Source organism: Alloprevotella rava (assembly GCF_014195585.1).
In the GTDB taxonomy this organism is placed as follows: Bacteria; Bacteroidota; Bacteroidia; order Bacteroidales; family Bacteroidaceae; genus Alloprevotella; species Alloprevotella rava.
The window spans coordinates 1-25432 of the sequence record NZ_JACICA010000012.1 but is presented as its reverse complement, the minus strand read 5'-3'; the positions used below and the strand labels follow the sequence as shown (position 1 = coordinate 25432).

Sequence of the window (25432 nt, the reverse complement as noted above, 5' to 3'; positions counted from 1 at the left end):
ATAGCACCATAGTTATTATTGGGCTTGCAGATACAATAAGCGCGTCAGCTGATAGCCTTATTCTGTCAGCTGATATCCTTATTGTATTTTCAAACGCAATAAGGATATTTACGATTTTATAATACACTTAATAAAAAGTAAGTTTCTTTATTGCTGTTCATAAGGTTTTTAGCAAATGCCAAAATGTTCTTTGAAAGTTTTGTGGTAAGTTTCTTTCTAAGAATCTAGATTTGTAGTGGAAACATAAAACGCCTCAGCAGATAAAAATGCGAGGCGTTTTGTGGGTGTTTTGATATATGACCTTATTTCTTAATCAGGAATAGGGTTATGAGTGTCGTTGCAAAAGAAGCAATTGATATCCATGTTCCAATTTGTGTCAGACTATTTGCGTTGTTCGTAGATTGGTTTGCTTTAAATTTATTGGGCTGTACGATTATAACATCGTTCTGGCGGAGATTGTAGACGGGAGAGTTCATTAGATTCTTGGAACGAATGTCTACATAGTAGGATTTTGTTTCGTTGCCTTCTTGGCGCATGACGAGAATGCGATCACGTCGGGCTGTAATATTAAGGTCTCCAGCTTGTCCGATAGCTTCGAGCAACGTAATGTTGTCGCGACCAATCTGAACTCGACCAGGATTCTTGACATCGCCAAGAACGGTGATGAACTGGTCGTAGGCATTGATAGTTACAACGGCGTCGTTGAGGATTCCGTTGCGGAAGAGGTTTTGTATTTTTGCCGCGGCATCAGAACGTGTGAGTCCACTAATTTTGATACGCCCCATGCAAGGAACATCAACTTCTCCGTGTTCATCAATAGTGTAGAGGGCTACTTGGTTATTTTGACGAGCTGTTGCAGAGCCTACTTGTTGCTGCGCAACAACAAGGTTATAACGTACCGCTTGATCGGGAGTAGCTGCACTGCTTACGATTATACTAACCTTATCGCCCGGCTGTAGTTTCATTGCTTCAATGGTTTGAGTAGAGAAGCTTTCACGGTTATGCATGTCTTGGAAATAGATAACCTTTTCCTGTGTGTGGCATGAAGAGAACAATGCCAGCACCATTATAATAAGCAGCAAAAAACGATTCATTATAAATTGATAGCTTTGTTTTGTACTATAAGTTATGAAATTGTTGCAAAGTTAGGATAATAATTTTAATTTGCCATAAAAACTTATCTTTTTACAATTTTCTTGAAAAAAGAAAGGACAGTCAAGAGACCGTCCTCTTCTAAATGAGTATTAATTATGTGTGGAAACACTATTACTTTTCAACAGATTTTGTTGCAGGAGATTTTTTTGTACTGGTCTTGCTCTTTGTTGTAGACTTCTTAGGTGTAGTTTTCTTAGTTGCTGTCTTTTTGGTCGTTGCTTTTGGTTTGGTTTCCTTTACAACTTTTGTTTCGGGAATAGGAGTTTCTGCGTTGCCGCCAACTTCAAATTTAGCCAACATTAAGCGGAATTTTTCTAGTTCGCGGTCCTTTCGCTCAAGCTCTTCTTCTTGGTTTTTGATAGTCGTGAGAAGCGGATCTAATTCTTCGTTCTCAATATCGGGATAAAGACTATTGACGCGCGCAATAAAGTCGCCAAGGATGTTCATATAGTTGGTGAAAGCATCATAAGGAGAGTCGTAAATACCTCGATAACCTCCATAGCTATTAGCCTTAGTAGACATAAAGCGCAGATTGTTGGATGCTTGCAGGTAGTCGAAGTCTTGTTGTAGGCGACGATTACGGCTAATGCGGACACGGTCGGCAATACTATAGAGTTTGTCGAAAGCTTCTTGCTGCATAATGTTGCCTAGCCATGGAGACATGTCGCGCTCTTCGTCTACCCAACTGGTTGGGTATTCCACAATGAGATCTCCAGATGATTTTACTTTGCTTACGATTTCAGAAGGTGTGGAGAACGTGATGCCACGCTGGCGAAATTGTTCGGGAAGTGCTTTGAAGAATTCTAGAATATTACTGTTGAGCGGTTGGAAGATTCCAAGTGCACAAAGTTCCATGAAGATATTTATAATTTGTTCTTCTTCTGGAAGTTGTGCAATCCAATTGGCATACTTATCCGCAAAGAGTGGATACTGACTCCAGCTTGAGTCATTGAAACGATAACTAATGTCTTCGGACAAACTATGGTCGCGAAGGAGCAGTTTTAATTTAGGATTGCGGCAACAGTTGTAAACAAAATGTGGACTCTTCCAGCCAAGCACATGTTTTGCTCCTTCTGCTAGCATAGCATTAAATCCCATTTTTGCAACAATCTCACCAATTTCGTCATCGTAGACTAGACAAGAGTTGCGGAATACTTTAGGCTCTTGTCCAAAGAGCGTTTTAATCTTGTGGCAAAGATGGCGAACCTCAGCTATGAAGCTCTCTTTATTTTTAAGTGAAGAGAATCCGTGGGAGTAGGGTTCCGCAAGGAATTCAACGCAGCCAGTGTCGTTGAGTTCTTGTAGTAACTCCAGCACTTGTGGTGCATGGTTTTCCAGCTGCTCAATGGCACAGCCTGACAAGGAGATTGCACATTTGAAGAACCCCTTATTCTTGTTGGCCATCTCTATGAGCGTTTGCAACGCAGGGATATATGACTTCTCTGCAGTTTCAGTTATAGAGCGCTCATTCTCGTAGTCGTCATAGTAATAATGGTCTGTACCAATATCGAAGAAACGATAGCGCTTCAGATGGATATTCTGATGTATTTCGAAATATAAGCAAATGGTTTTCATATTGTATGCTGCGAGATTATTAATTTAGGAGATTCTGGTAACAATTATAGATGCGTTGACCCACCTTTTCCCAGGTGATTTCATCGACCTCTCTTTTTCCCTCTTTTGCCAAATATTCATGGAGGGAATCATTGGTACAAATAGAGTATATAGCATCGGCCATGGCGTGAATGTCCCAATAGTCTGTCTTGATACATTTCTTGAGAATTTCAGCACAGCCACTCTGCTTACTGATGATAGAAGGAACATCACATTGCATAGCTTCAAGTGGCGAAATACCAAAAGGCTCGGAAACAGAAGGCATGACATAGACATCACTATCTCTAAAGACTTCATACACTTGTTTGCCTTTCATGAAGCCTGGGAAGAAGAAGCGATCTGCTATGCCGTGAGATGCTACTAGGTTGATCATTTCTTCCATCATATCGCCTGAACCAGCCATACAAAAGCGGATGTTGCGTGTACGGTTGAGTACAAGAGCTGCCGCTTCAACGAAGTATTCTGGTCCCTTTTGCATTGTAAGACGTCCGAGGAAAGTGACAACTTTTGTTTTCTTTTCTTTGAACGGCTTCCGCTGATTTACCATATCGAGAATTTCTTGATCCAGCGGATACACTGCATTATGCATAGCAATGCATTTTGCAGGATCTTGATGGTAGTGATTTATTACAGTCTGGCGGGTAAGTTCGCTGACGCACATTATGCAATCAGCGTGGTCCATTCCGTCTTTCTCAATGTTGTAAACCGTGGGATTTACGTTGCCTCGACTACGATCAAAATCTGTTGCATGAACATGGATGACAAGAGGTTTGCCGCTTATGTTTTTGGCGTGAATGCCTGCGGGGTAAGTGAGCCAATCATGCGCGTGTATAATATCGTACTGCTGTTGGCGGGCAATGACTCCTGCAACTATAGAGTAGTTATTAATTTCATCGTATAGATTACTCGGATATTTTCCAGAGAATTCAATACAACCTAAGTCATCGGTCATTCGGTAATTGAAATCGGCATAAATATGGTCACGAAGATCATAGTAAAGCTGTGGGTCCATCTTGTCTCCAAGGCGTTGTTTGACATAGTCATAGTTGACGTCTTTCCAGACAATGGGGGTTTCGCTCAGTCCTATGATGTTCATAAAACTTTTGTCCTCATCGCCCCAAGGTCGAGGAATACAAAAAGTTATATGCGTGTCAGGCTGTAGGGAAAGTCCTTTCGTAATGCCGTAGCTTGCTGTGCCTAAGCCTCCGAGGATATGTGGGGGAAATTCCCAACCAAACATTAATACATTCATTGTGTTATAGTTGATGATGCTTGACGTTTTATTTATATCTTCTTAATAATCCTCTTCTTCCATGATTCGGAACTTTTCTACAAGGTGCAGTGCTGTTAGAATACCACTGACGTTCATGGCAAAAGAGATCGCTCCACGGCCGCTAAAGCGAGGATTTCCGTCGAAAAGTTCTGGGATTGTTCCAACGCAGTGATAGAAGAGCTCTTCTTCAAATCCAATGAGTTGTCGTTCGATATAGTTGACTCCGCTCATCTTGTAGACTTTGAGGTAGGCATTGAGATAGAAGCCTGTCAGCCATGGCCACGCAGTTCCTTGATGATATGCATAGTCACGCTGTGTTTGCTTACCTATATACATAGGGTTGTAGCCTCCACTCTTTGGAGAAAGTGAGCGAATGCCTTTAGGAGTTACGAGTTCCTTTGTGCAAACGTCCAAAACTGTCTTTCGTTCTTTTATGTTAAGCGGAGAATATTCCAACGCAATTGCAATCAATTGATTGGGACGAACGCTCCAATCCATCATATTGCCATCAACATAATCGAGAAGGTAGCCATATTCATTGAGGAACGTATTCTTGAACGAAATAGCTACTTTCTCTGCCATGCGATGAAGTCGGTTTGCTAAATCTTTTTCTTCTTCTGTTCCGGCTTCTAAAAGGAGCTCTTCAATGAATTTCAGAGCGTTATACCAGAGAGCATTGAATTCTACAATATATCCCGAACGTGCCACAATTGGCTTACCATTAGCGACGGAGTTCATCCACGTAATGGCTTCTTCTTTACCATTTGAATAGAGCAAACCATTTTCATGAAGGAAGAGGTTTGGATGCTTACCGCTCCAGATAAAATCTAGCATATCTTTTAGCAAGCTGCCATATTTCTCATAGCATTGTTTGCTGGATGTGTAAAGCGCATAGTTTTGTACTGTACGAATGGCCCAAAGTAAGACATCTGGTTTATCCATTTCATAAATTTGCACACTAATGGGACGCTTATTTATATAATCGTAGATGGCTTTTTGAGCTGTAGTCATGTATGATTCAAACTCTTCAGTCTCTCCAATTGCGAGTGTTAATCCTGTAAGTCCTATGAACGTATCACGAGCGCGAGACTTAAACCAATGATAGCCAGCAAGGAGATAGGATTCGCCATCTTTTTGGAATTTGAACTGGTGGGCCGCGTGAACGAGGCAATGATAGAAACTGTCAAGAGGAAGGCGTGGAGCAATTTCCTTGTCCATCATGGCTGAGAGCTTAGAAGGTTCTTCTGGTTCTTTAACCGATGCAGAGAAAACAATACTTTCTCCCGTTTTTATGGGCATTTCAAAATAGCCAGGAACAAGAAGATCTTCTAACGAATTATAGCCACGCTCTCGTTCCTTTGGATATTCAAGTCCCATGTACCAGTTTGGGTCGTAATGAAATTCTGCCTTATCGGTGGTTAGCTGCATGTTGAGCTCTGGATAGCCTTTATATAGGCACATTTTTATGCCATTCTCAATGAGCTTGTAGCTCTTGTCAGCAGTACCATTGGCATGAGTCCATTCATGAACATTTCGGAAAGCTAAGAAAGGACGAAGTCGGAGTGTAGTTGGGCTGTGAGCCTCAACTAGTGTGTAGCGTATGTATAGACGAGAGTTGTGGACACCATAGCTAATTTCCTTTTTCAAGACTACACCACCAATTCTATATGTCCATGTAGGAACTTTGACCCATTCAAATTTTGTTATATACTTATGTCCTTTGGGACTATAGTTTTCACCTTGGTACTTATGCAGCCCCAAGTTGAATTCTGCGCCATGTTGAATAATAGTTTCATCTAGGGCCGAGAGAATCACGTGGTTTTCTTCATCTAATTCAGGAACGGGAACTACCAGCAGACCATGATATTTGCGGATATTGCAGCCTACTAGAGTTGTGGAGCAGTATGCACCAGAGCGACTTGTGATCAGAAACTCCTTGAAGAGGGAGTCCTGAAGGTTTGTCATCTGCGTTTTATCGAATTGCAAATAGGACATAGTAAAATAATTTATGATTAAGGTTTGATATTACTTTGACAGATTTGTTTTGTACCATCATGCCATGCAGACGGCTTTATTGTTGTCCTAAAAGCAAAATTATACAAAAAAATGATATAAGGATATTTTTTATGTGTTTTTTTATTTGAGGCTTGATAAAACTATATGCAGGTAATATCTTATCGTTGAAAGTTTATGATTTTTGCTTGTCAGAAGAGTTTAGAAAAGTCTTTTTATTGAGTGTTTTACGAATTACAAGTGATAAGCTCATTTTCATTTTACAAATAATCGTAAATATCCTTATTGCGTTTAAAAATACAATAAGGATGTCAGCTGAGAGAATAAGGCTATCAGCTGGCGGGCTTATTGTATCAGCAGAGTAGAAAGAGGTTTTCTTTTATTGAAGTAATTTGCAATGCGCTTTTTACTACAATTTTGTGAACTAGATACATACAGCCGTTGCAGATTTTGAGGAGAAATATATTTTCTATTTGTTGTCAATCTTGTTCGCTTTTATGTTCACCATTATAGTTAGGCTGTATGCTGGTGTATTGAGATTGTCAAAAGAGCGCCTTATTATGTTTCTTTTATGTGGAGATTTAACATAAAAGATGATAAGTAGCTTTACCTAAAAAGCGTTCTTTATATGGAGTTGTCAAGTAGAGAAATTCAATAAGAGCGGACTTTTGATTGCAGGTGGATTTGTAAGTTGGAATATTTATCTTTCTGTTTAATTCTTGATTTTCAATCTTTCATGGTAGTATATAGCCGATAGGCTTCAATCGCTGTATCTGTTTCTTGGATGATTGTAAAGTATGATTGGCACAATTGTATAGACTGTGCTTTTACAATAGAAAAATACAGACAACGCTGTATGAAAGTTTAGGAAAAGATGTTAAAGTCTTGTGTAAATAAAATAGCCTTCTTATATTTGTAGCAAGAAATGTTATAAAACATACTTTTAACTTTGTTGTTTTGACTTTTCATTTAATCTTATGAGAATGGCTTCAAGTTATAAATGGGGATTGTCGGAGATTACTGCTTTAATGAATGATTTGTGGCAGCTTCTTTCTGAAGATGAGAAGCAAACTTTTGCTGAAAGTTTGCGGGTAGTGACCTATCGAAAGCATGAACCTATTTATGAAGTTGGTGATACGCCTGAATACCTAATATGTTTGATTTCGGGAAAGATTAAAATATATCGTGATGGTGTAGGAGGCAGAAGTCAGTTGCTTCGTTTGATGCGACCTGTTCAGTATTTTGGCTATCGTGCTTGGATGGCAAACGAATGTTATGTAACTTCTGCTGCAGCCTTTGAGGATTCTGTTGTTTGCTTGATTCCTATGCCAGTGGTAAATCTTGCCCTACAGAAAAATAATGCGTTGTGTAGATTTTTTATGACGAATTTAGCACAAGCGTTGGGGAGTTCAGATCTTCGTACCGTTAGTCTTACTCAAAAGCACATACGTGGACGCTTGGCAGAGTCTTTACTCTTTTTACGTGATACTTATGGTGTTGCAGAGGATTCTCAGGCTATTGCAATTAAGATACCTCGTGAAGATTTGGCAAACCTTTCTAATATGACAACATCTAATGCCATTCGCACACTTTCCGATTTTGCCGTAGAGCAACTAATCGTGGTAGATGGGCGGAAGATTACAATTCTTGATGAGCAGAAACTGAAACTTGTCTCAGAGATTGGTTGAAGTTTTGTGAGTTTTAAGGAAGTATAAATTCTATTTCCTCTTTTAGAATTCCAACCTTCAGTGTTTTCTCTTTATGTGGTATAACGTGTCCATCTATACTGACAGTGGCACGTCCGATTTCGGAAAATTCCACTTCTTTTGTTCGCCACACGTCCAAATTTTTATGCTTGAGAAAACGTCCAGTAAAGAGTAACCAAAGTCCATGTGCAATTTGTAGTGACGGCGTGTCTGATATGACGCTGATATCGAGTAGCCCATTGTAGGGGACAGCACTAGGAGTTTGCCCGTAGCCAGTAGCTGAGCCAATACAGACAGTCATGGCATTTTTCTCAAACTTTTCGCCTGGTAGGTGAAAAGCTATTTTGAAAATCTTGCGTTTGAAAATTAAAAGCATCGCAGAGAGAAGTGAGGATAGAGTTTTTCTTCCTAAGAACCTTAGCGTAGTTCTTTTGATATTGGTAATGGATGCGGCAAGTCCAATATTGATACAATCAAGAAAATATAAATGCTCTTCTTTTCCGAAAACATCAGTTAGTAGGCAAGTTCCAACATCGATCTTGCGCGTGCGTTGCTGTTTGAGTGTGCGGATAGTTTGGCGGTAGTCGGAAATCTCTTTTTCCATGAAAAATTTAGCAAAGTCGTTACCATATCCATTGGGAATTACTCCAAGTATAGGATGAGAAACTGACACTTCCATTATACCATTGATTGCTTCATTGAGAGCAGCATCTCCTCCAATTATTATTACGGTCGAATACCCTTCTTGGGTCATCCGCTTTGTGATGTGTTTAATAGAGCCTTGTTCCTGACTTTCTATGAACTCATAGTTTGTCAATTCTTCTTGAAGAATTTGTTGGATCTTTTTCTTCAAGTGACGGTTTTTATGCGAACCTTTCTTTGGGCAGAAGATAAAGCCCCATTTTTGAGAGTTAATAGTGCTCATGTTCTTACATATAGGGAGCTAGTATTTTTTCAAGATCTTCTTTACTTATAGGTAGCGTTGGTGGAGTAATCCAGTTGATAGGTGTACCCCTTCGTTCCATGCCTCTGAACCACGTCATTTGTCGTTTGGCAAATTGATGAATGGCAATCTCTAATTTATTGAACATTTCTTCATAAGATAATTGCCCAATAATATGCAGCGTTAGATATTTATATTCAAGGCCATAGTACATCAGGTCTTCAGCTGTAACTCCTTCATCGAGAAGATTACGGATCTCATCAAGCATACCTCTTTTCAGTCTACTCTTTAGTCGTGCGGTTATTCTTTCACGCCTAATTTCGCGGTCTACTCCGAGGCCTAAAGTAAGACTGTTGAGTTTTGGGAAAGGCCTATTTTCAAGTGGACACTGCTTGTAGTATTCTTCAATCTCTATCGCTCGGATAGCTCTTTGGGTAGTATCTATATCAGTAGTATTATGTAGTGTCTTATATCCTTTAAGGATTGTTGTTAATTCAGATAAACTTTTTCCTCCAAGCTCTTTTCGTAGTGTGGGATTTTGAGGAACAGGGCTCAGTCGATAGCTACGAAGAATACTTTCTAAATATAAGCCCGTACCACCGCACACTACTACACGTTTTCCTCGTTTACGAATATCGTTATAGGCTTGCAGAAAATCATGTTGATATTCGTAGACATTGTATTTATAGCCTGGCTCCACAATATCTATAAGGTGATAGGGGACAACTGTTCCTTGAAAGGTATAATCTTCTAAGTCTTTCCCTGTTCCAAGGTCCATTCTCCGATATACCTGTCTGCTATCTGCGCTGATGATTTCTGCATCGAGCATTGCAGCTAAGTTGATCGCGAAGCTTGTTTTTCCGCAAGCCGTTGGGCCTAATACTGTAATAATATCGTATGTGTCCATATACCGCGAAGTTAATGTTTTTCTACAACTACTTTATTATAAAGATGCAAAAAAGCGAGAAGAATAGAGAGGATATAATAAAAAAAGACCATTCAGCTTTCGCTGAACGGTCTTCATATAGCGTAATTAAATAAATTACTTGTTGTTGTATGCGTTCATAGTCTTGATTAGTTCAACAACCTTGTGGCTGTAACCAATCTCGTTGTCATACCAAGAAACAACCTTAACGAACTTATCAGTGAGGTAAACACCTGCATTTGCGTCGAAGATAGACGTACGAGCATCGCCAAGGAAGTCAGAAGAAACAACTGCATCTTCAGTGTAACCAAGTACACCCTTCAGCTCGCCTTCAGAAGCTTCTTTCATTGCTGCGCAGATATCTTCCTTAGAAGCAGAGTTCTTGAGGTTAACAGTCAAGTCGACAACAGAAACATCCAAAGTTGGAACACGCATAGAGATACCTGTCAGCTTACCGTTCAGTTCGGGAATAACCTTACCTACAGCCTTAGCAGCACCCGTAGAAGAAGGGATGATATTACCAGAAGCAGCACGGCCACCACGCCAGTCCTTACCGCCCTTAGAAGGACCATCGACTGTCAGCTGAGTGGCAGTTGCAGAGTGAACAGTAGTCATCAAACCGTTTTCAATACCAAACTTGTCGTTCAGAACCTTTGCGATAGGAGCCAAGCAGTTAGTAGTGCAAGATGCGTTAGAAACGATAGTTTCGCCAGCATACTTGTCAGTATTTACACCGCAAACGAACATCGGAGCTTGACGGCCGTCTTCACCTGCCTTAGAAGGCGCAGAAAGGACAACGTACTTAGCACCAGCCTTGAGGTGCTTTTCTGCGCGATCCATCGTAAGATAGAAACCAGTAGATTCAACTACGTATTCAGCACCTACTTCACCCCATTTGATGTCTTCAGCATCGCGCTCTGCGAAGATGCGGATATCCTTACCGTTAACGGTCAGAGTGTGTTCGTCCTTAATTTCTACAGTTCCATCGAAACGACCGTGCATAGTGTCGTATTTCAGAAGGTAAGCGAGGTAATCAACAGCCAAAAGGTCATTGATAGCTACAACTTCAACATCGTTCTTGTTAGCCTCTTCGAGAGTGGAACGGAAAACGAAACGGCCGATGCGACCGAAACCGTTAATACCAATTTTAATCATAACGTTTGTTAGATATTTAAATAATTATAGAGATGTTCTCTTCTTTAAATCAGATTTCAAATATCAATGATACTTTATTTCTGATTGCGCTGCAAATTTACAAATAAACTTTTATTTTTGCATCGGCTACTCAAAAAAATAATTAAAAGTTTGCTGACGAATAGATAATTAAATAAAACAGAATTATGGGAAAAATAATTCAGGAGTTTAAGGACTTTGCGGTGAAGGGAAATGCTATTGATATGGCTGTCGGTGTTATCATCGGTGGCGCATTTGGCAAGATTGTTTCTTCTATTGTGGATGATATTATCATGCCTCCTATAGGTTGGTTGATAGGTGGAGTAGACTTTAAGGAATTATCTTTAACACTTCCTGTTAATCCTCTCAATGAAAGTGCAGAACCTGTATCCATCAATTGGGGAAACTTTGTGCAAGAAACGCTGAATTTCATTATTATCGCTTTCTGTGTCTTCTTATTAGTGAAGCTTATCAATAATTTCAAGAAGAATGAAGCGCCTGCTCCTAAAGCCTCAGTAGAACCAAGCTCAGAAGAGAAACTGCTGACAGAAATTCGTGACTTACTTAAAGAAAAGAACTAGGCGGTTAGTTATGGTATAATAAAAAATAACTGTCTTATATCCTTGATTGTATTTCAGAAAATCCTTATCCTATGGATGAACCTCTATAAAATTAAAGGCTTTGTGTTTAGGATGTGTTTTACAATAAGTAGATATGGAAAGAACTTGCTTGAGAAGTCTTATTTGTATTATAACAACAAGGTAACTTTATAAGTTTTGCTTAACTTTGTATGCAGAATATAAATTCTTTCTAAGATGCAACAGAAAATCGTTATTCTTGATTTCGGTTCGCAAACGACGCAACTTATTGGGCGTCGGCTTCGTGAACTGGACACTTTCTGCGAAATCCTCCCTTACAACAAGTTTCCTCAAAACGATCCTAACGTCATTGGCGTAATCCTTAGTGGTTCGCCTTATAGCGTTTATGATCCTGAGGCTTTTAAACTTGATTTGAGTGAAATTCGAGGGCGTTATCCTATTTTGGGCATTTGTTATGGTGCTCAGTATATGGCTCATGTTAATGGAGGAAAAGTTGAGCCTACTGGTAGTCGCGAATATGGTCGTGCAAATCTGAAGACTGTGGATACGACTTCTCCTTTGTTTAAGGGCTTTGATAAAGATTCTCAAGTATGGATGAGCCATGGCGACACGATTACGGCTCTTCCAGATGGGTTCCGTTGTATTGCGTCGACAGATTCAGTTGAGTTCGCTGCCTATCAATCGGAGAACGAACCAATTTATGCTGTTCAATTCCATCCAGAAGTTTTTCATTCGCTTCAAGGTACACAATTGCTGAAAAACTTCGCAGTAGATATTTGTGGAAGTAGGCAAGATTGGAGTCCCGCCTCCTTTGTTGATACTACAGTGGCAGAACTAAAAGCTCAGTTAGGTAATGATCGTGTGATTCTAGGTTTGTCTGGTGGTGTTGACAGTAGTGTTTGTGCAGTATTGCTGCATCGCGCCATTGGAAAGAACCTGACGTGTATTTTTGTTGATCATGGAATGCTGCGAAAGAATGAGTTCCGAGATGTACTCAACGATTATGAATGTTTGGGACTGAACGTTATAGGGGTTGATGCCTCTGAGAAATTCTTTAAGGAATTGGAAGGCGTAACGGAGCCTGAGCAGAAGCGTAAGATAATAGGTAAGGGTTTTATAGATGTCTTTGATGCAGAGGCACATAAGATTACTGATGCTCGCTGGTTGGCACAAGGAACGATTTATCCTGACCGTATAGAGAGTTTGAATATAACGGGTAAAGTTATCAAGAGTCATCACAATGTGGGCGGTTTGCCTGAAAAGATGAATCTCCGCTTATGCGAGCCATTACAGTGGCTTTTCAAAGATGAAGTACGTCGCGTTGGACGTCAACTTGGAATGCCAGAGCATCTCATTACTCGTCATCCTTTCCCCGGTCCAGGTTTAGCAGTGCGCATTTTAGGCGATATTACACGTGAAAAAGTACAGGTGCTACAAGAAGCCGACGATATATTCATTCGCGGTCTGCAAGAATGGACTACAGAAGTGGATGGAAGACAGGTTAGTTTGTACGACCAGACATGGCAGGCTGGCGTAGTTCTGCTTCCCATTAAAAGTGTCGGAGTTATGGGCGATGAGCGTACATACGAAAAAGCTGTGGCGCTGCGCGCTGTTACAAGCCAAGATGCGATGACAGCTGATTGGGCTCATCTTCCTTATGAATTTATGGCACAAGTGAGCAACGATATTATCAATAAAGTGAAAGGTATCAATCGCGTATGTTATGATATCTCATCAAAGCCGCCTTCAACAATCGAGTGGGAGTAACCTACTTTTGAAATACATTGCAGCATTAAAGGAGCGGAATTTTTCCGCCCCTTTAATGTTTTATATTGGGTACGTTTAGAATATTGTTTATCTTTGTTCTCTTTTGAATGCTATTAATAAATTATGGTCATTATAACTAAGTTACGACAACTCTCTTTTCGCACAGGAGTTATAGTCCTTCTAATATGTATTCCTTTATATATAGCATCATTTGCTCAGATGCTTTTTCCTTTTTCCGCAGCTACCAAAGGCTTTCTGTGGGTAGTCTTCTTTGGTCTAGCTAAAACATTCCAATATGTAGGAGGACTTATTATAGGTGTTGAGGGGGTAAAGCGTTTGAAGCAGTATTTTCGGAGTAAAAGGGAGGAGAAGTTATAGTTCCTTTTCTCTTTTTTTGTTACTTTTGTTTTTCTAAATCGTCAAGACAAAAGAATAAATAATATGGAAAATTTACAAGAAGGATATCCTGTTATCCACTTTTCAGGAGAGACAAAACGATATTGTCAGACTTTGGACTTGCGTGATGAGCCTGAGTTGATAGCAGTCTATAAACAGTTACATTCAAAAGAAGGTATTTGGCAAGAAACACTTGATGCTATCCATGCCGCGGGTGTTTTAGAGATGGAAATATACCTGCTTGGCACACGCCTTTTTATGATAGTTGAAATGCCGGCCAACTTGGATTGGGACGCTGCTATGCAGAAGATGGGGCAAATGCCGAAACAGAAAGAATGGGAGGCTTTAACGGCTCAATATCAAAAGGCTGATCCAAATGCAGGAAGTGCAGAGAAATGGCAGCTTATGGAGCGTATTTTTCATCTATACAAGTAAGATAAAACAAAAGCGATTTATCCCGCTACTAATGTAAAAATAAAAGGACAAGTCTTAGACTTGTCCTTTTTAGTGAGCCGAGAGCCGGACTCGAACCGGCGACCTACTCATTACGAATGAGTCGCTCTACCAACTGAGCTATATCGGCGACCTTTTTGCAAATTTCATTTCTGAATTGCGGTTGCAAAAGTAATGTATTATTATTTTCCGACAAAATCTTTTGCTTGTTTTTTATTGAACTCCTATGATTTTATGGGTCTGCAACGACAATCGCCATATGGGATTCGCCTTGATAAAATTAATAGTTGCTTGCAAAATTTTTTTGTTCTCTGCAAGATTTCCAGTATCACAGGGTTGGAGGTAGCGATGTTTGGATTCAATGTCTAAATAGGGGTTGAACTCTACTTTTGTGTAAACTATTTTCAGCTCATCACAATGTTTCAAAATGAGATCTGCCTTCTGCTGAAAATTATTTTTAGGGGAGAGCGTGACCCAATCAATACCTTTGGGTAATTCATGTGTGCCGTTTGTTTCGATGGCAATGAATTTTCCTTGGGCATGTAATTTTTCTAGCAGAGTCTCTTTAACGAATAGCGATGGTTCTCCTCCAGTAAGCACTACGTGTTTTGCAGGAAAATTCTTTGTATTGCTGAGAATTTCCTCTTCGCTCATCATATTTCCTTCTTCATGGAGCGTATCGCAAAAAGCACATTGAAGATTACAACCCGAGAAGCGGATAAAAATGGACGGCGTCCCCGTCCAAAAACCCTCGCCTTGGAGAGAGTAGAAAATTTCGTTAATCTTGTATGTCATCCTTTTCGTAAGTTGCGATATTTCCTTCAGATTCTTGGAAAGATACTTTATAGCAATGAGGAATCTGTTCGCAAATCCATCGCGCTAAATTCTCAGCTGTTGGGTTAAAGTCAACAACATCGTTGGCACAGCGATGATCGAGCTGTCCGCTTACGATATCTTTGACGTGTTTAAAATCGACCACCATTCCGTTCTCATTGAGTTCTTTTGTTTTGCAATAGATTGTAATGATGGCGTTGTGACCGTGAAGGTTTGTACACTTGCTCGCGTAGTTGAGCGTGAGATGGTGGGCAAAAGCCACTTCAATTCTTTTTTTGATGTAATACATAATGGGTGTTTCTTTCAATAAGCCGTGTTGGTTTTCCCATAAACAACACGATGTATTTGTTTACTGATATTATTAAACTGTTCATTGATAAACTTTTCGTCAGAACTCATCAAGCAAAGCGGAAAAGGCTTATCTGTATCTCTATATGGCGGTTGGAGATAGGCTTTGGGGCAGAAATGTAGCCCATGACGTTGATAGAATGCAATACGCCGTTGAGCAATTGTGTCGCTCTCTGGTGGTTCCACTTCGATAATAAGTGGTTTTTTGATTCTTTTAAGTATGAGAGATAAAGCCTCACTGCCTATTCCTTGCCCTCGTAGGCTAGGATTTATGGCAAAATGCTCACCATAGATGAAGCCCTCCATGCGCCACAATATAATGAAGCCAGCAAAGTTATTATTGTATAGAATAGTCCACGGGAGTGTTTGACCTGATGTCAATGTTGTAACCCATTGTTCTGCAGGTCTACGCTCCTCAATGGGAAACGCCTGCTGATAAAGCTGCAGGGCTGCTTCTAAATCTTCCAATGGGGCGAACGGACGAAGGCTCACTTTATTCTTCATTATCTTCGATGTGAATCGTAACAGTGTAGAATTTCTTCAAACGTTCACAGAGGTGCTCTACTCCGTTTAATGGGATTGTGACAGTCAGGTGTTGTTCTCTGGAATCATATTCTCGAGCAAAAATTTCTGCACCTTCTTCTCGCAAAACTTTCATAATAGCGTCTACCTCAGTATAAGGAACACTTACTCTTATTTTCTTGGTCACAATCTTTTCTTCGGTGACTGCTTGACTGAGTGCTTCTAATGCCGCAGCTTGATAAGCCCGCCCAAGGTTGGCCGCTCCTAATGGAGTGCCTCCATAATACCGAACTACAATAACAAGAACATTCGTTAAATTTTTTGATTTGATTTGTCCTAAGATGGGGCGGCCAGCAGTTCCTGATGGTTCACCAGCATCCACCCCACGCGTCCGTTCTCCGTCATACCCTAAGGCATAGGCGTAGCAAACGTGGCGGGCATCATAATAGTTCTTCTGATACTTCTTGACAATTTCTTTTATCTCTTCCTCGCTTTCTACATGTATGGCAAAGGCAAGGAAGCGGCTGCGCTTCTCCGTATAAAGCCCTTCTCCTGGCGTTGAAATAGTGAGGTAGTGGTCAGTCATTGTAGAGCTGTATAGAGATATGACCGACGGGCACATCTGATTTATGAAGTCAGTATGGCCCGTCGGTTTGAGGCTTGTCTATTAGTTGAAATAATACAAGAATGTAGCGATACCCTCCAATGCAGGTTTGCGCTGATCCTTGATTTCAATTTTGAATTTAACTTCGGCTTTACAGATTCCGCGTAAGTTTTGAATGTCGTGGAGAGATGCAACAAGGCGAAGGCTGGAACCAGAGAGTACAGCCTGACCAAACTTCATTTTGTCCATTCCGTAGTTGACCATCATCTTGAGATTATTGACCGTGATGATTTCTCCCCACATATGTGGAAGCAAACTCAGTGTCAGATAACCATGTACAATCGTTTGGCCAAAAGGACCTTCTTTAGCGCGTTCGGTATCAATATGAATCCACTGATGATCAAGTGTGGCATCAGCAAATTGATTGATGCGTTCTTGATTAACCTCGAGCCATTCGCTCGTTCCAATTTCTTTGCCTTTTAGGGCTGCAAATTCTTCGTATGAGTTAATTGTTACCATAATCTATTTCTATCGTTGTGAGATTTCTTTCATAATCAAGGATTGAATCATAAAGTTCTGATCCATCTTTACCTGCACTTGATATGAGCCGAAAGTTTTACCCTCATTGTCGCGAGTTATATGCTGGTCAACGGAGAATGTCACATTGTAGTTGCTTCCATTCTTCACAATGTTATAATTGTTGTTGACATTGAAATCACATTCCTCGATATGCTCATTGAACATATTGGAGATGATATTCATAACATCGGCCTTCGTAGCTTTCTTTTTAGAGAGAAACTGTTCCATTACTGGTGTGATACATCCTGCAATGCGGTTTTCATCATTATCGCCAAAGGCATCATAGAAAGTTGCAATAGTTTGTGTGACGCCAGCATATTCAGCCTCAGTGATTTCCTGGTCCTGCTTTTGGCCTTGGGCAACACTTGCTTCTGAGAAATAGCGCCCTTGCGGGTGTTGTTCCATATAGGCGTTGTAGGCTTCTGCTGTACCCAGTGATTGTGCTCTCACCCAGTCGAGCGAGTCAATTTTCTGGTCACATAGATTGCTATAAAAGGAATTGGAAAATTTATCTTTAAAAGAAATAAAATCGGTCGTATTGCTGGAGTTCTGAATCTGCGACCAGCTATTCTCCATCTGCTTAAATTCATCCATTCGCTCCCTTACGTCGTTTGTATACTTACTGTTGGGGTAGCGGTCAAGGAAAGCTTGGAAGTCTGCGCTACTATTGCTTTTATCTAGAGCATCATAGGCTCTCTGTTCTTGTTCGGATGAGGCAGTAGAGGTGGTATAATAGTAGACACCACTGCCAAGAATCAAGAGTACAGCGGCCACAATTGCAGCAATGATAATGCTCGTATTGTTCTTTTTGGGAGGGGTAGGGAGCGGGGTTTGCTGATTCTGAAAAGGAGAGGTTTGTCCAGATGTGTTTGTCGCATTTATTTCTGGAGTTGGTGGAAACTGTCCTTCCTGTGTAGTTTGATTATATTCCATTGTGATTGAAGTTAGTTAGACTATTTAGGTACAAAAGTATTATAAACGAATGGAAAAGAAAAGAATCTTATTATTTTTTGATTTATACAGCTTTTTCAGTATCCGATTCTTTTATTCAAGACATGCGAGAAAATAACATTAGTAAATGACTGCGTATTTTGTTTGTTTTATTTGACAATGTGTTTCTTTGTTCTGGAGGCGAATTTTACAAAATGTTAAAGAAAAAATATTTGAAAGGGTGGGGAAAAGAGCCGTCTTATCGGTACACTACTCAACTTTTTGGTGAAGTTGACAGGAAAGAGGGGAAATTTGCATAAAATTGGTGGTCGGGAGGTGGCAAAGAGTCGTGTTTTTCCTTATTCTCTCAGTTGACACGATAAGGATGTCAGCTGATTCCCTTATTGTGTTTGAAAATTTCTTTATTGTATTTGGAACTTCTCACCAAGAAAATAAAACTCTTCAAGGAGAAAATAATTTTTTTCGTTGAGGAATTTCAATTTTGTGCCGAAGATGTGGATTTTGTCCAATTTCGATAGTGCTTCGAGATTGCGTTATTTTTGCCTATCGAAGGAGAATTTAAATTCTCCTTCGATTCTCGTGACTGTAGATTGTGAATTTTATTTACATAACGCATAGGGTGGAATATATACTTTATTGTTTTGCAGATATCATCCGCTTTTGGGGAAGCGAGAGTAGCAAAAGTTTTCCGTTAGCAGTTGAGCTATTTTATATTCTACAAAAGTTAGAGAATTCACTTAAATCTGATTGCTTATATTGTTTTTTCAATAAATCGTATATCTTTGTCTTTTGATAGTTTAAGAAATCTACTCATTAGGTATAATGACTTTGTATTTTATACTCAGTGCATAAATCGATGAACTCAATATATGAGTTCTCTTTTTGTTTATGATATTTTCATTTATTCTAAAATAAAAAAGAAGCAGTAAGTTTGTTTCACCTACTGCCTCTTGATTTACTATACTTGTTGTGTATATTTTCAGCTTATCCACCAAAGTTATCGTACATGATATTCTCTGGTTCAACCCCTAGACTGTCGAGTAGTTTTACAACCGCATTCGACATCGGGCCAGGACCGCACATATAGTATTCAATATCTTCTGGAGCTTCATGGTTCTTAAGATATTTTTCCCACATCACTTGATGCACAAAACCTGCCGTATACTCTACGCCAGCTTTATCAGCAGCAGGGTCGGGACGGTCGAGTGCGAGGAAGAACTTGAAGTTGGGATATTCTTTCTGCAATTTGAGGAAGTCCTGTAAGTAGAAAACTTCGCTAAGAGAGCGCGCACCATAGAAGTATGACATCTTTCGATCCGTTGTGTGGAGCGTTTTAGTCATATGCATAATTTGCGCGCGAAGTGGAGCCATACCTGCTCCACCGCCAACCCAAATCATTTCGTTCTTCGTTTCGAAGCGTGGATGGAAGTCGCCGTAAGGGCCACTCATCATTACCTTGTCTCCTGGTTTAAGAGAGAAGATATAGGACGAAGCAATACCAGGCATAACGTCCATCATGCCACCACCCTGATCTTTGGGCTTAAAGGGAGGAGTGGCAATGCGTACAGTTAGCATGAAACGGTCGCCTTCAGCAGGATAGTTGGCCATGGAGTAGGCACGAACAGTTTCTTGCGTGTTTTCGCACTTCAAATCAAAAATGCCAAATCGTTCCCAAGTGCCGATGTATTGTTCACCAATGCTTTCCTTATCAATATCGACATTGTAATCCATCTTATACTTGGGAATCTTAATTTGAGCATAGGAACCTGGAATGAAGTCCATATGTTCACCCTCAGGGAGAGCTACAATAAATTCCTTGATGAAACTTGCAACGTTCTTGTTGCTGACAACTGTACACTCGTATTCCTTAACTCCAAGAACAGAATCAGGAACTTTTACGCTCATGTCACCCTTGACTTTTACCTGACAGGATAAGCGATAGTTTTCTTTAATTTCCTTGCGGGAGAAGTGCCCCTTTTCAACATCAAGAATTTCGCCACCACCATTGACTACCTGGCATTTGCACTGACCGCAACTTCCTTTACCACCGCACGCAGAAGGAAGATGGACACCAGCGTCACCAAGAGTGGAGAGTAAACTTGCGCCTTGAGGAACAGAGAATGTGTCTTTGTCGTTGACTGTAATGGTAACATTGCCACTAGGAAGCAAATAACGCTTAGCAACGAGCAATATGACAACCAATACAATGATGATTCCCAAGAAAACACCAATACTATATATTATAAATTGTATATCCATTATTTTGTTTTCTTACTTATTTAGATATTTAGTCCAGAGAAGCACATAAAAGCCATGGCCATCAAACCTACTGTGATGAAGGTGATGCCGAGCCCTTGCAGGGGCTTAGGTACATTTGTATAAGCCATCTTTTCGCGAATAGCTGCAAGTCCAACAATAGCTAAAAGCCAACCAATACCAGAGGAAAATGCATAAATTATAGAATCCCAAATATCGCCAATATATTGCGAGCTTGTTGGATCCATGTTAATGCGCTGTTGCATGAAAAGACTTGCTCCCATGATGGCACAGTTTACAGCAATCAATGGGAGAAAAATTCCCAATGCAGCATAAAGGCTTGGTGAGAATCTTTCAACTATCATTTCGACAAGCTGAGTGATACCTGCAATTACAGCAATGAAAAGAATGAATGAGAGATAGGAGAGATCCATTCCGAAGATACCTTTCTCAGATAGAACTTTTGTCTGGAGTAAATAGTCGATAGGGACGGTTACTAAGAGTACAAAAATTACAGCAACTCCTAAGCCAAAGGAGGTTTTTACATTTTTGCTTACTGCAAGGTATGAACACATACCCAAGAAGGAAGCAAAGATCATGTTGTCGACAAAAATCGAGCGAACGAATAAACTTAATGCGTGTTCCATAACTGTCTATTTAATTATTGTCGACATCTTTTACTATAGATCGATGAACCCAAATTACACAGCCTAAAAGAATCATGGCCATGGCGGGCATTGTCATCATACCATTATTTACATATCCTGCATCGTAGAAACTTTGTGGTATAATTTGAAAGCCCATAAGACTGCCATTACCGAAAAGTTCGCGTACGCCTCCCACTACGACAAGAATCCACGCATAGCCTAATCCGCTACCTATACCATCAAGGAAGCTTGCAATAGGGCCGTTAGTCATAGCAAACGCTTCAAGGCGGCCCATAAGGATGCAGTTTGTAATAATCAAACCAACATATACGCTCAACTGTACGCTTACATCATAAGCAAAAGCTTTTAGTATCATGCTGACAATCGTTACAAGTGCGGCAACTACAACAAGCTGAATAATGATACGAATACGTGTTGGGATTGTTTTACGAATAAGTGAAATAATAAAGTTACTAAATGCCGTAATAATGGTGACGGAAAGTCCCATTACAATGGCTGGTTCGAGCTGCGTTGTTACAGCTAAAGCAGAGCATATACCTAGAACTTGAACTAAAATAGGGTTGTTCAAATTTAGGGGAGTTACAAAGGCTTGCTTATTTTTTTCTGATAAGAAACTCATACTCCTTTAATTATTTATTTAAAGAGGCAAGGTATGCCTGATAGTTTTTGAGATATTCGTGAATCATGTCGTTTACACCATTGGAGGTGAGAGTGGCACCTGTGATACCATCACACTCTGTGTTGGCATCTTTAACTGTGCCCGACTTCACAACCTTGAGTGCAGGTGTTCCGTTGAGGTAGGCTTTCTTGCCTTGGAATTCTTTTTGGAAAGGCTCATCTTTGATGAGTGAACCAAGACCTGCTGTCTCACTCTCATGTGAGAAATAAGCGCCGTAAATTGTTTGTCCATCGGCATTTAGTGCTACGAAGCCCCAAATAGAGCCCCAGAGGCCTTTACCTACCATGGGAATGACGTACTTTGTTTCGTTTCCAACTTTGCAGACATAGAGAGGTAGGCACTCAGAAGACATACTCTTGCGATCAACTTTAAAGCCATCTTGATCTTTCTGAGCTCCTTGCTTTAAGATATCTCCTTTGGCATTTACAATTGCATCGGTCATGACAACTTCTTTGTATTTATCCTCGGTCTGAACTTTGTCCACATTACGGATATTCAAGGCTGCCAAAATCTGCTGTTTTTTGTCGATGCGTTCGTTTGAATCGGAGCGCTCCTTCAAGCCTGCATAAGCAAAAGCAAGGAGGAATGCCACTATCACGACAACAACAGCTGCATACGTGATGGTATAAGCGTTACTATTAGTATTTAGTTTCATAGCGGTCTACTTTTATTTCTTCAAACGATTTGCGCGCTTTGTAATATTACGCTGAACGACAATATGGTCAATAAGCGGAGCAAACATATTCATAAAGAGGATTGCGAGCATCATTCCCTCTGGATATCCAGGGTTTAGGACACGGATGGTGATTGCTAATGCACCAATAAGGAAACCATAGTAGTATTTACCCGTTTCAGTACGTGCCGAAGTTACAGGGTCTGTTGCCATGAATACAGCACCAAAGCAGAAGCCACCTAGAACCAGATGTTCGTACCAAGGAATATTTGCTACAGCATTATTCTCCATTCCTGCTACATTAAATAAAAATGCCACAATAGCTCCGCCAGCAAATACGCTTAGCATAGTTTTCCAAGAAGCAATCTGAGTCCATAGAAGAATAATGGCACCTATAGCAATGGCAATAACGCTAGTTTCACCAGTAGAACCTGGTATCAGCCCTATTACCATGTCGTAGAAACTTGTGTTCGATGCGGAATTAGCTGCTGCCTCTCCTAACGGTGTAGCCATAGTTGAACCATCGGGAAGGGCATACCCTAGTCTACAAAAAGTTTCAGTAGAAATCCAAACTTGATCTCCTGTCATTTTACTGGGGTAAGCAAAGAAAAGAAAGGCGCGCGCGATAAGCGCGGGGTTAAAGATATTCATACCTGTACCTCCGAAAATTTCTTTTGCAAAAATAACAGAGAACGCAATGGCTACAGCCATCATCCATAACGGAGTTCCAACTGGAAGAATTAATGGGATTAGTAATCCTGTCACCAAGTAACCTTCGTTAATTTCTTCTTTTTTCCATTGGGCTACAGCAAATTCAATCCCAAGACCTACTGCATAACTTACAATAATTTTGGGAAGCATTATTGCGAAACCATAGAGGACCATGGACCAAATAGAGGTTTCGGCAAGTTTTCCGGCTATCAAAGCATTTTGGTAACCAATATTATACATGCCAAACAGCAAGGCAGGCAGGAGTGCAATGACAACAAAAGACATGATTCTTTTTGAATCAATGGCATCGTGAATGCTCACCCCGATCTTTGAAGTAGTATTAGGTACGAGAACAAATGTCTCAACCCCTTCAAATACGGAATGGAATGCGTGAAGTTTTCCACTCTCTTCAAAATGGGGTCTTACCTTATTAAAAAAATCTTGTAACATTATTTCTATGCGTTTTCTTTTCTGAGAAGGTCAAGACCTTCACGTACAATGCGTTGTAACTCAAGTTTTGAGGAGTCTATATATTCTGCTACAGCAAAGTCCTCTGGTGCAACTTCATAAATGCCAAGTTCCTCCTGACGATCTATGTTACCCGTGATTATTGCTTTGATAAGATAGCTTGGGTAGATATCCATTGGGAATACGCGTTCGTATTCTGCACTCATTATCATATGACGCAGGCCTCCTTTAATGCGACAATCTGGCGCATAACTTTTTTTGCGGAATAACCAACTGAAATAGCTTCGACTAGTAGAAAAGTCGTTTAGGCGAGGTGCAATCCAACCAAAAACTTCATGAACATTGTCGCCTTCAGGGATAGCACAAAGTTCTGTAACATGGGCTCCTAAGAAACCTTCTAAACTTGTGCGTGTACCAACAAGTGGATTACCATTGATGATACGTGTATGTTCTTGTCTTTTCAAGTTGTTGCCTATAATATCTTTGATAGCAGCACCTATCTTTGTCTTAATATAAGTAGGTTCACATACTTCACTCCCTGCAACAGCGATGTTTCGAGTTAAATCAATCTTACCTGTTTTAAATAATCTACCTATAAAGATGACCTCTTCTGCCCCAAGAGTCCACACAATTTCTCCTTTATTAATGGGGGAAACATGGTTAATTTGAACTCCTATATTGCCTGCAGGGTTAGGGCCTTGAAACACATTTACTTCCGCGTTGTGAAGAGACATTAAGTCTGTGTTTTTTTGATCTGGACTAATGCCAACATGTACTTTCGCTATTTTTTCAAGTACGCTAATTCCTAGTTTGAACTCTTCTTCTTGTCCGTTTACAACATAACTAAAGTCAGCTGCTAAAGGCATCTTATTAAATGTTGATACAAAAATACCTTTAGGTAAGTCTGTAGGAGAAGCAGTTACATCGTAGGGGCGTTGTTTGAAAAAAGCAAATAAGCCAGATTGAAGAAGTCGCTCTAAGATCTCTTCTTTGCTAGTTTTTTCAATGTCTAAAATAGGCCATTCTTTTATTTCTTGATGCGCATCTGGGGTGATTCGAATAAATTGAATTTTTCGACGATCACCGCGCTCAATTTCTTTTACAATGCCGCTTACAGGCGAAACGATTTGAATCTTGCCAGTTTGCTTATCGGTAAATAGCGGCTCTCCAGCTAATATGTGATCTCCTTCTTTAGTTATTAAGCGTGGTGTTATTCCATAAAAATCTTGTGGAGCGACAGCATACTCAGTTACAGAAGAAACTTCACGATAAGCCTTCAGCGCAACCCCCTCAAGCTTTAGGTCAAGACCTTTCTTGAGTTTATATAAATTTTCCATATTGGTAATATTATCCTATTTTAGTGTGCAAAGATAAAATTAATTTCTCAAGAGGCAAACACTTTTTAACGACTTGTCTCTCCTTTAGCTCAAAATACATGTTTATGTTAATGACTTTTGACTTTTGTTTACAGAAAGGCTTTCAATAGAAAGGATAGGCTAGTCAGCTGGCGCAATACTTCTCTCGGCTGACATCCTTATTTCATTTTCAAACGCAATAAGGAAAACAGTGTTTGCATTCATTATTTATATAGTGTGTCCTCTCCCCGCAAAGTTATAATAAAAAACTTTGTTTTTTTGTAAGGTCTACACAGTCAAGATGTTAAGATCTTGTGAGGCTTTGCCAAAGCTTCATTTGGCGAAAGTTTGAAGTCTTTCTTGGCTCTTAGTCTGAAGTTTTAAAGACGCTAGTTTTAAGCGTTTATTTTGTCAGGTCATTCCGCCTAATCCGCACTATTCGCACCCCAATCCTCCTTCAACTCCCTCTCCATTCCTCACGGAATCTCGCCATTTTCTCCCTTAAATCCTCCACTCTAAAACTTTTTTCAAAAAAAGTGCAGTATATTCTTTGCTATTCCAAAATCTCGTAGTACTTTTGCATCCGCAACCGAGAAACGGGGGTGCTCCTTGTGGTTGTCAACTGTGATCTTTGAAAGAATTGACATAAACTTTTAAGAAGAGAAGTACAAGAAAAAGAGAACAAGATGCAGAAATGTATCATGTTCGGGTAGAATTGTAGAAATCAACCGTTAATTTTCTTATAGATACGGCGTTCTGAGTAAAAC

Annotated in this window: 23 protein-coding genes and 1 tRNA gene; 4 read left to right on the top strand and 20 right to left on the bottom strand. The window is 40.1% G+C overall.

The features are described from left to right. Positions 1-302: 302 nt before the first annotated feature. The 4 genes from FHS60_RS08880 to FHS60_RS08865 form a co-directional block, all read right to left on the bottom strand. Positions 303-1094 (bottom strand): polysaccharide biosynthesis/export family protein, encoded by a 792-nt coding sequence (locus FHS60_RS08880; RefSeq protein WP_009348187.1) that lies wholly within the window; start codon positions 1092-1094, stop codon positions 303-305. Between the two features lie 172 nt (positions 1095-1266). Further along, positions 1267-2730: a glycoside hydrolase family 57 protein gene (locus FHS60_RS08875; protein ID WP_183697756.1), complete on the bottom strand. Its 1464-nt coding sequence runs from the start codon at positions 2728-2730 to the stop codon at positions 1267-1269. A 19-nt stretch (positions 2731-2749) separates the two neighbouring features. Further along, on the bottom strand, positions 2750-4021 hold the full coding sequence (locus FHS60_RS08870; protein ID WP_009348185.1) for a glycosyltransferase family 4 protein: 1272 nt from the start codon (positions 4019-4021) through the stop codon (positions 2750-2752). Positions 4022-4063: 42 nt separating this feature from the next. Then, entirely contained in the window at positions 4064-6037 is a 1974-nt protein-coding gene (locus FHS60_RS08865; RefSeq protein ID WP_183697754.1) for a glycogen debranching enzyme N-terminal domain-containing protein, read from the bottom strand. A 1001-nt stretch (positions 6038-7038) separates the two neighbouring features. Between FHS60_RS08865 and FHS60_RS08860 the strand changes: the two genes are divergently transcribed. Next, positions 7039-7743 carry a Crp/Fnr family transcriptional regulator gene (locus FHS60_RS08860; RefSeq protein WP_183697752.1) on the top strand — a complete coding sequence of 235 codons (705 nt, stop codon included), beginning with the start codon at positions 7039-7041 and terminating at the stop codon, positions 7741-7743. A gap of 13 nt (positions 7744-7756) precedes the next feature. Here FHS60_RS08860 and FHS60_RS08855 read toward each other — a convergent pair whose 3' ends face one another. From FHS60_RS08855 to gap, 3 genes are all read right to left on the bottom strand, one after another. Next, the gene (locus FHS60_RS08855; RefSeq protein WP_183697749.1) at positions 7757-8686 is read right to left on the bottom strand and encodes a diacylglycerol/lipid kinase family protein; all 930 of its coding nucleotides are present in this window, start codon (positions 8684-8686) and stop codon (positions 7757-7759) included. Positions 8687-8690: 4 nt separating this feature from the next. Continuing rightward, a complete protein-coding gene (miaA, locus tag FHS60_RS08850; protein WP_183697747.1) occupies positions 8691-9611 on the bottom strand; it encodes a tRNA (adenosine(37)-N6)-dimethylallyltransferase MiaA in 921 nt (306 codons plus the stop codon). A gap of 135 nt (positions 9612-9746) precedes the next feature. After that, positions 9747-10784: a type I glyceraldehyde-3-phosphate dehydrogenase gene (gene gap / locus FHS60_RS08845; protein WP_009348134.1), complete on the bottom strand. Its 1038-nt coding sequence runs from the start codon at positions 10782-10784 to the stop codon at positions 9747-9749. Positions 10785-10969: 185 nt separating this feature from the next. Between gap and mscL the strand changes: the two genes are divergently transcribed. The 3 genes from mscL to FHS60_RS08830 all read left to right on the top strand — a co-directional run bounded on the left by mscL (position 10970) and on the right by FHS60_RS08830 (position 13999). Then, positions 10970-11383 carry a large-conductance mechanosensitive channel protein MscL gene (gene mscL / locus FHS60_RS08840; protein ID WP_183697745.1) on the top strand — a complete coding sequence of 138 codons (414 nt, stop codon included), beginning with the start codon at positions 10970-10972 and terminating at the stop codon, positions 11381-11383. Between the two features lie 234 nt (positions 11384-11617). Next, a complete protein-coding gene (guaA, locus tag FHS60_RS08835; protein WP_183697743.1) occupies positions 11618-13168 on the top strand; it encodes a glutamine-hydrolyzing GMP synthase in 1551 nt (516 codons plus the stop codon). Positions 13169-13609: 441 nt separating this feature from the next. After that, positions 13610-13999 (top strand): L-rhamnose mutarotase, encoded by a 390-nt coding sequence (locus FHS60_RS08830; RefSeq protein WP_183697741.1) that lies wholly within the window; start codon positions 13610-13612, stop codon positions 13997-13999. 75 nt (positions 14000-14074) lie between these two features. Here FHS60_RS08830 and FHS60_RS08825 read toward each other — a convergent pair. From FHS60_RS08825 to FHS60_RS08765, 13 genes are all read right to left on the bottom strand, one after another. Continuing rightward, positions 14075-14147 (bottom strand) — tRNA-Thr (locus FHS60_RS08825). Between the two features lie 83 nt (positions 14148-14230). Further along, the gene (locus FHS60_RS08820; RefSeq protein ID WP_183697739.1) at positions 14231-14812 is read right to left on the bottom strand and encodes a 7-carboxy-7-deazaguanine synthase QueE; all 582 of its coding nucleotides are present in this window, start codon (positions 14810-14812) and stop codon (positions 14231-14233) included. Beyond that, positions 14796-15140, bottom strand: coding sequence for a 6-pyruvoyl trahydropterin synthase family protein (locus tag FHS60_RS08815; RefSeq protein ID WP_009348127.1), 345 nt, complete (start codon positions 15138-15140; stop codon positions 14796-14798). The genes FHS60_RS08820 and FHS60_RS08815 overlap by 17 nt, the downstream gene beginning before the upstream one ends. Positions 15141-15154: 14 nt before the next feature. Next, positions 15155-15703 carry a GNAT family N-acetyltransferase gene (locus tag FHS60_RS08810; protein WP_183697737.1) on the bottom strand — a complete coding sequence of 183 codons (549 nt, stop codon included), beginning with the start codon at positions 15701-15703 and terminating at the stop codon, positions 15155-15157. Beyond that, a complete protein-coding gene (locus tag FHS60_RS08805) occupies positions 15693-16307 on the bottom strand; it encodes an IMPACT family protein (protein ID WP_183697735.1) in 615 nt (204 codons plus the stop codon). The genes FHS60_RS08810 and FHS60_RS08805 overlap by 11 nt, the downstream gene beginning before the upstream one ends. An 81-nt stretch (positions 16308-16388) precedes the next feature. Then, positions 16389-16844 carry a MaoC family dehydratase gene (locus FHS60_RS08800; protein WP_183697733.1) on the bottom strand — a complete coding sequence of 152 codons (456 nt, stop codon included), beginning with the start codon at positions 16842-16844 and terminating at the stop codon, positions 16389-16391. A gap of 9 nt (positions 16845-16853) precedes the next feature. Further along, complete coding sequence (locus FHS60_RS08795; protein ID WP_183697731.1) at positions 16854-17837, bottom strand: hypothetical protein; 984 nt, start codon at positions 17835-17837, stop codon at positions 16854-16856. 1002 nt (positions 17838-18839) lie between these two features. Next, complete coding sequence (gene nqrF, locus FHS60_RS08790; protein ID WP_183697729.1) at positions 18840-20114, bottom strand: NADH:ubiquinone reductase (Na(+)-transporting) subunit F; 1275 nt, start codon at positions 20112-20114, stop codon at positions 18840-18842. 20 nt (positions 20115-20134) lie between these two features. Next, complete coding sequence (gene nqrE / locus FHS60_RS08785; protein ID WP_009348121.1) at positions 20135-20758, bottom strand: NADH:ubiquinone reductase (Na(+)-transporting) subunit E; 624 nt, start codon at positions 20756-20758, stop codon at positions 20135-20137. A 10-nt stretch (positions 20759-20768) separates the two neighbouring features. Next, on the bottom strand, positions 20769-21398 hold the full coding sequence (locus tag FHS60_RS08780; protein ID WP_009348120.1) for an NADH:ubiquinone reductase (Na(+)-transporting) subunit D: 630 nt from the start codon (positions 21396-21398) through the stop codon (positions 20769-20771). Between the two features lie 10 nt (positions 21399-21408). Beyond that, positions 21409-22113 (bottom strand): NADH:ubiquinone reductase (Na(+)-transporting) subunit C, encoded by a 705-nt coding sequence (gene nqrC / locus FHS60_RS08775; protein ID WP_183697727.1) that lies wholly within the window; start codon positions 22111-22113, stop codon positions 21409-21411. Positions 22114-22125: 12 nt separating this feature from the next. After that, the gene (locus FHS60_RS08770) at positions 22126-23292 is read right to left on the bottom strand and encodes an NADH:ubiquinone reductase (Na(+)-transporting) subunit B (RefSeq protein ID WP_221189662.1); all 1167 of its coding nucleotides are present in this window, start codon (positions 23290-23292) and stop codon (positions 22126-22128) included. A gap of 5 nt (positions 23293-23297) precedes the next feature. Next, a complete protein-coding gene (locus tag FHS60_RS08765; protein ID WP_183697725.1) occupies positions 23298-24647 on the bottom strand; it encodes a Na(+)-translocating NADH-quinone reductase subunit A in 1350 nt (449 codons plus the stop codon). Positions 24648-25432: the final 785 nt, after the last annotated feature.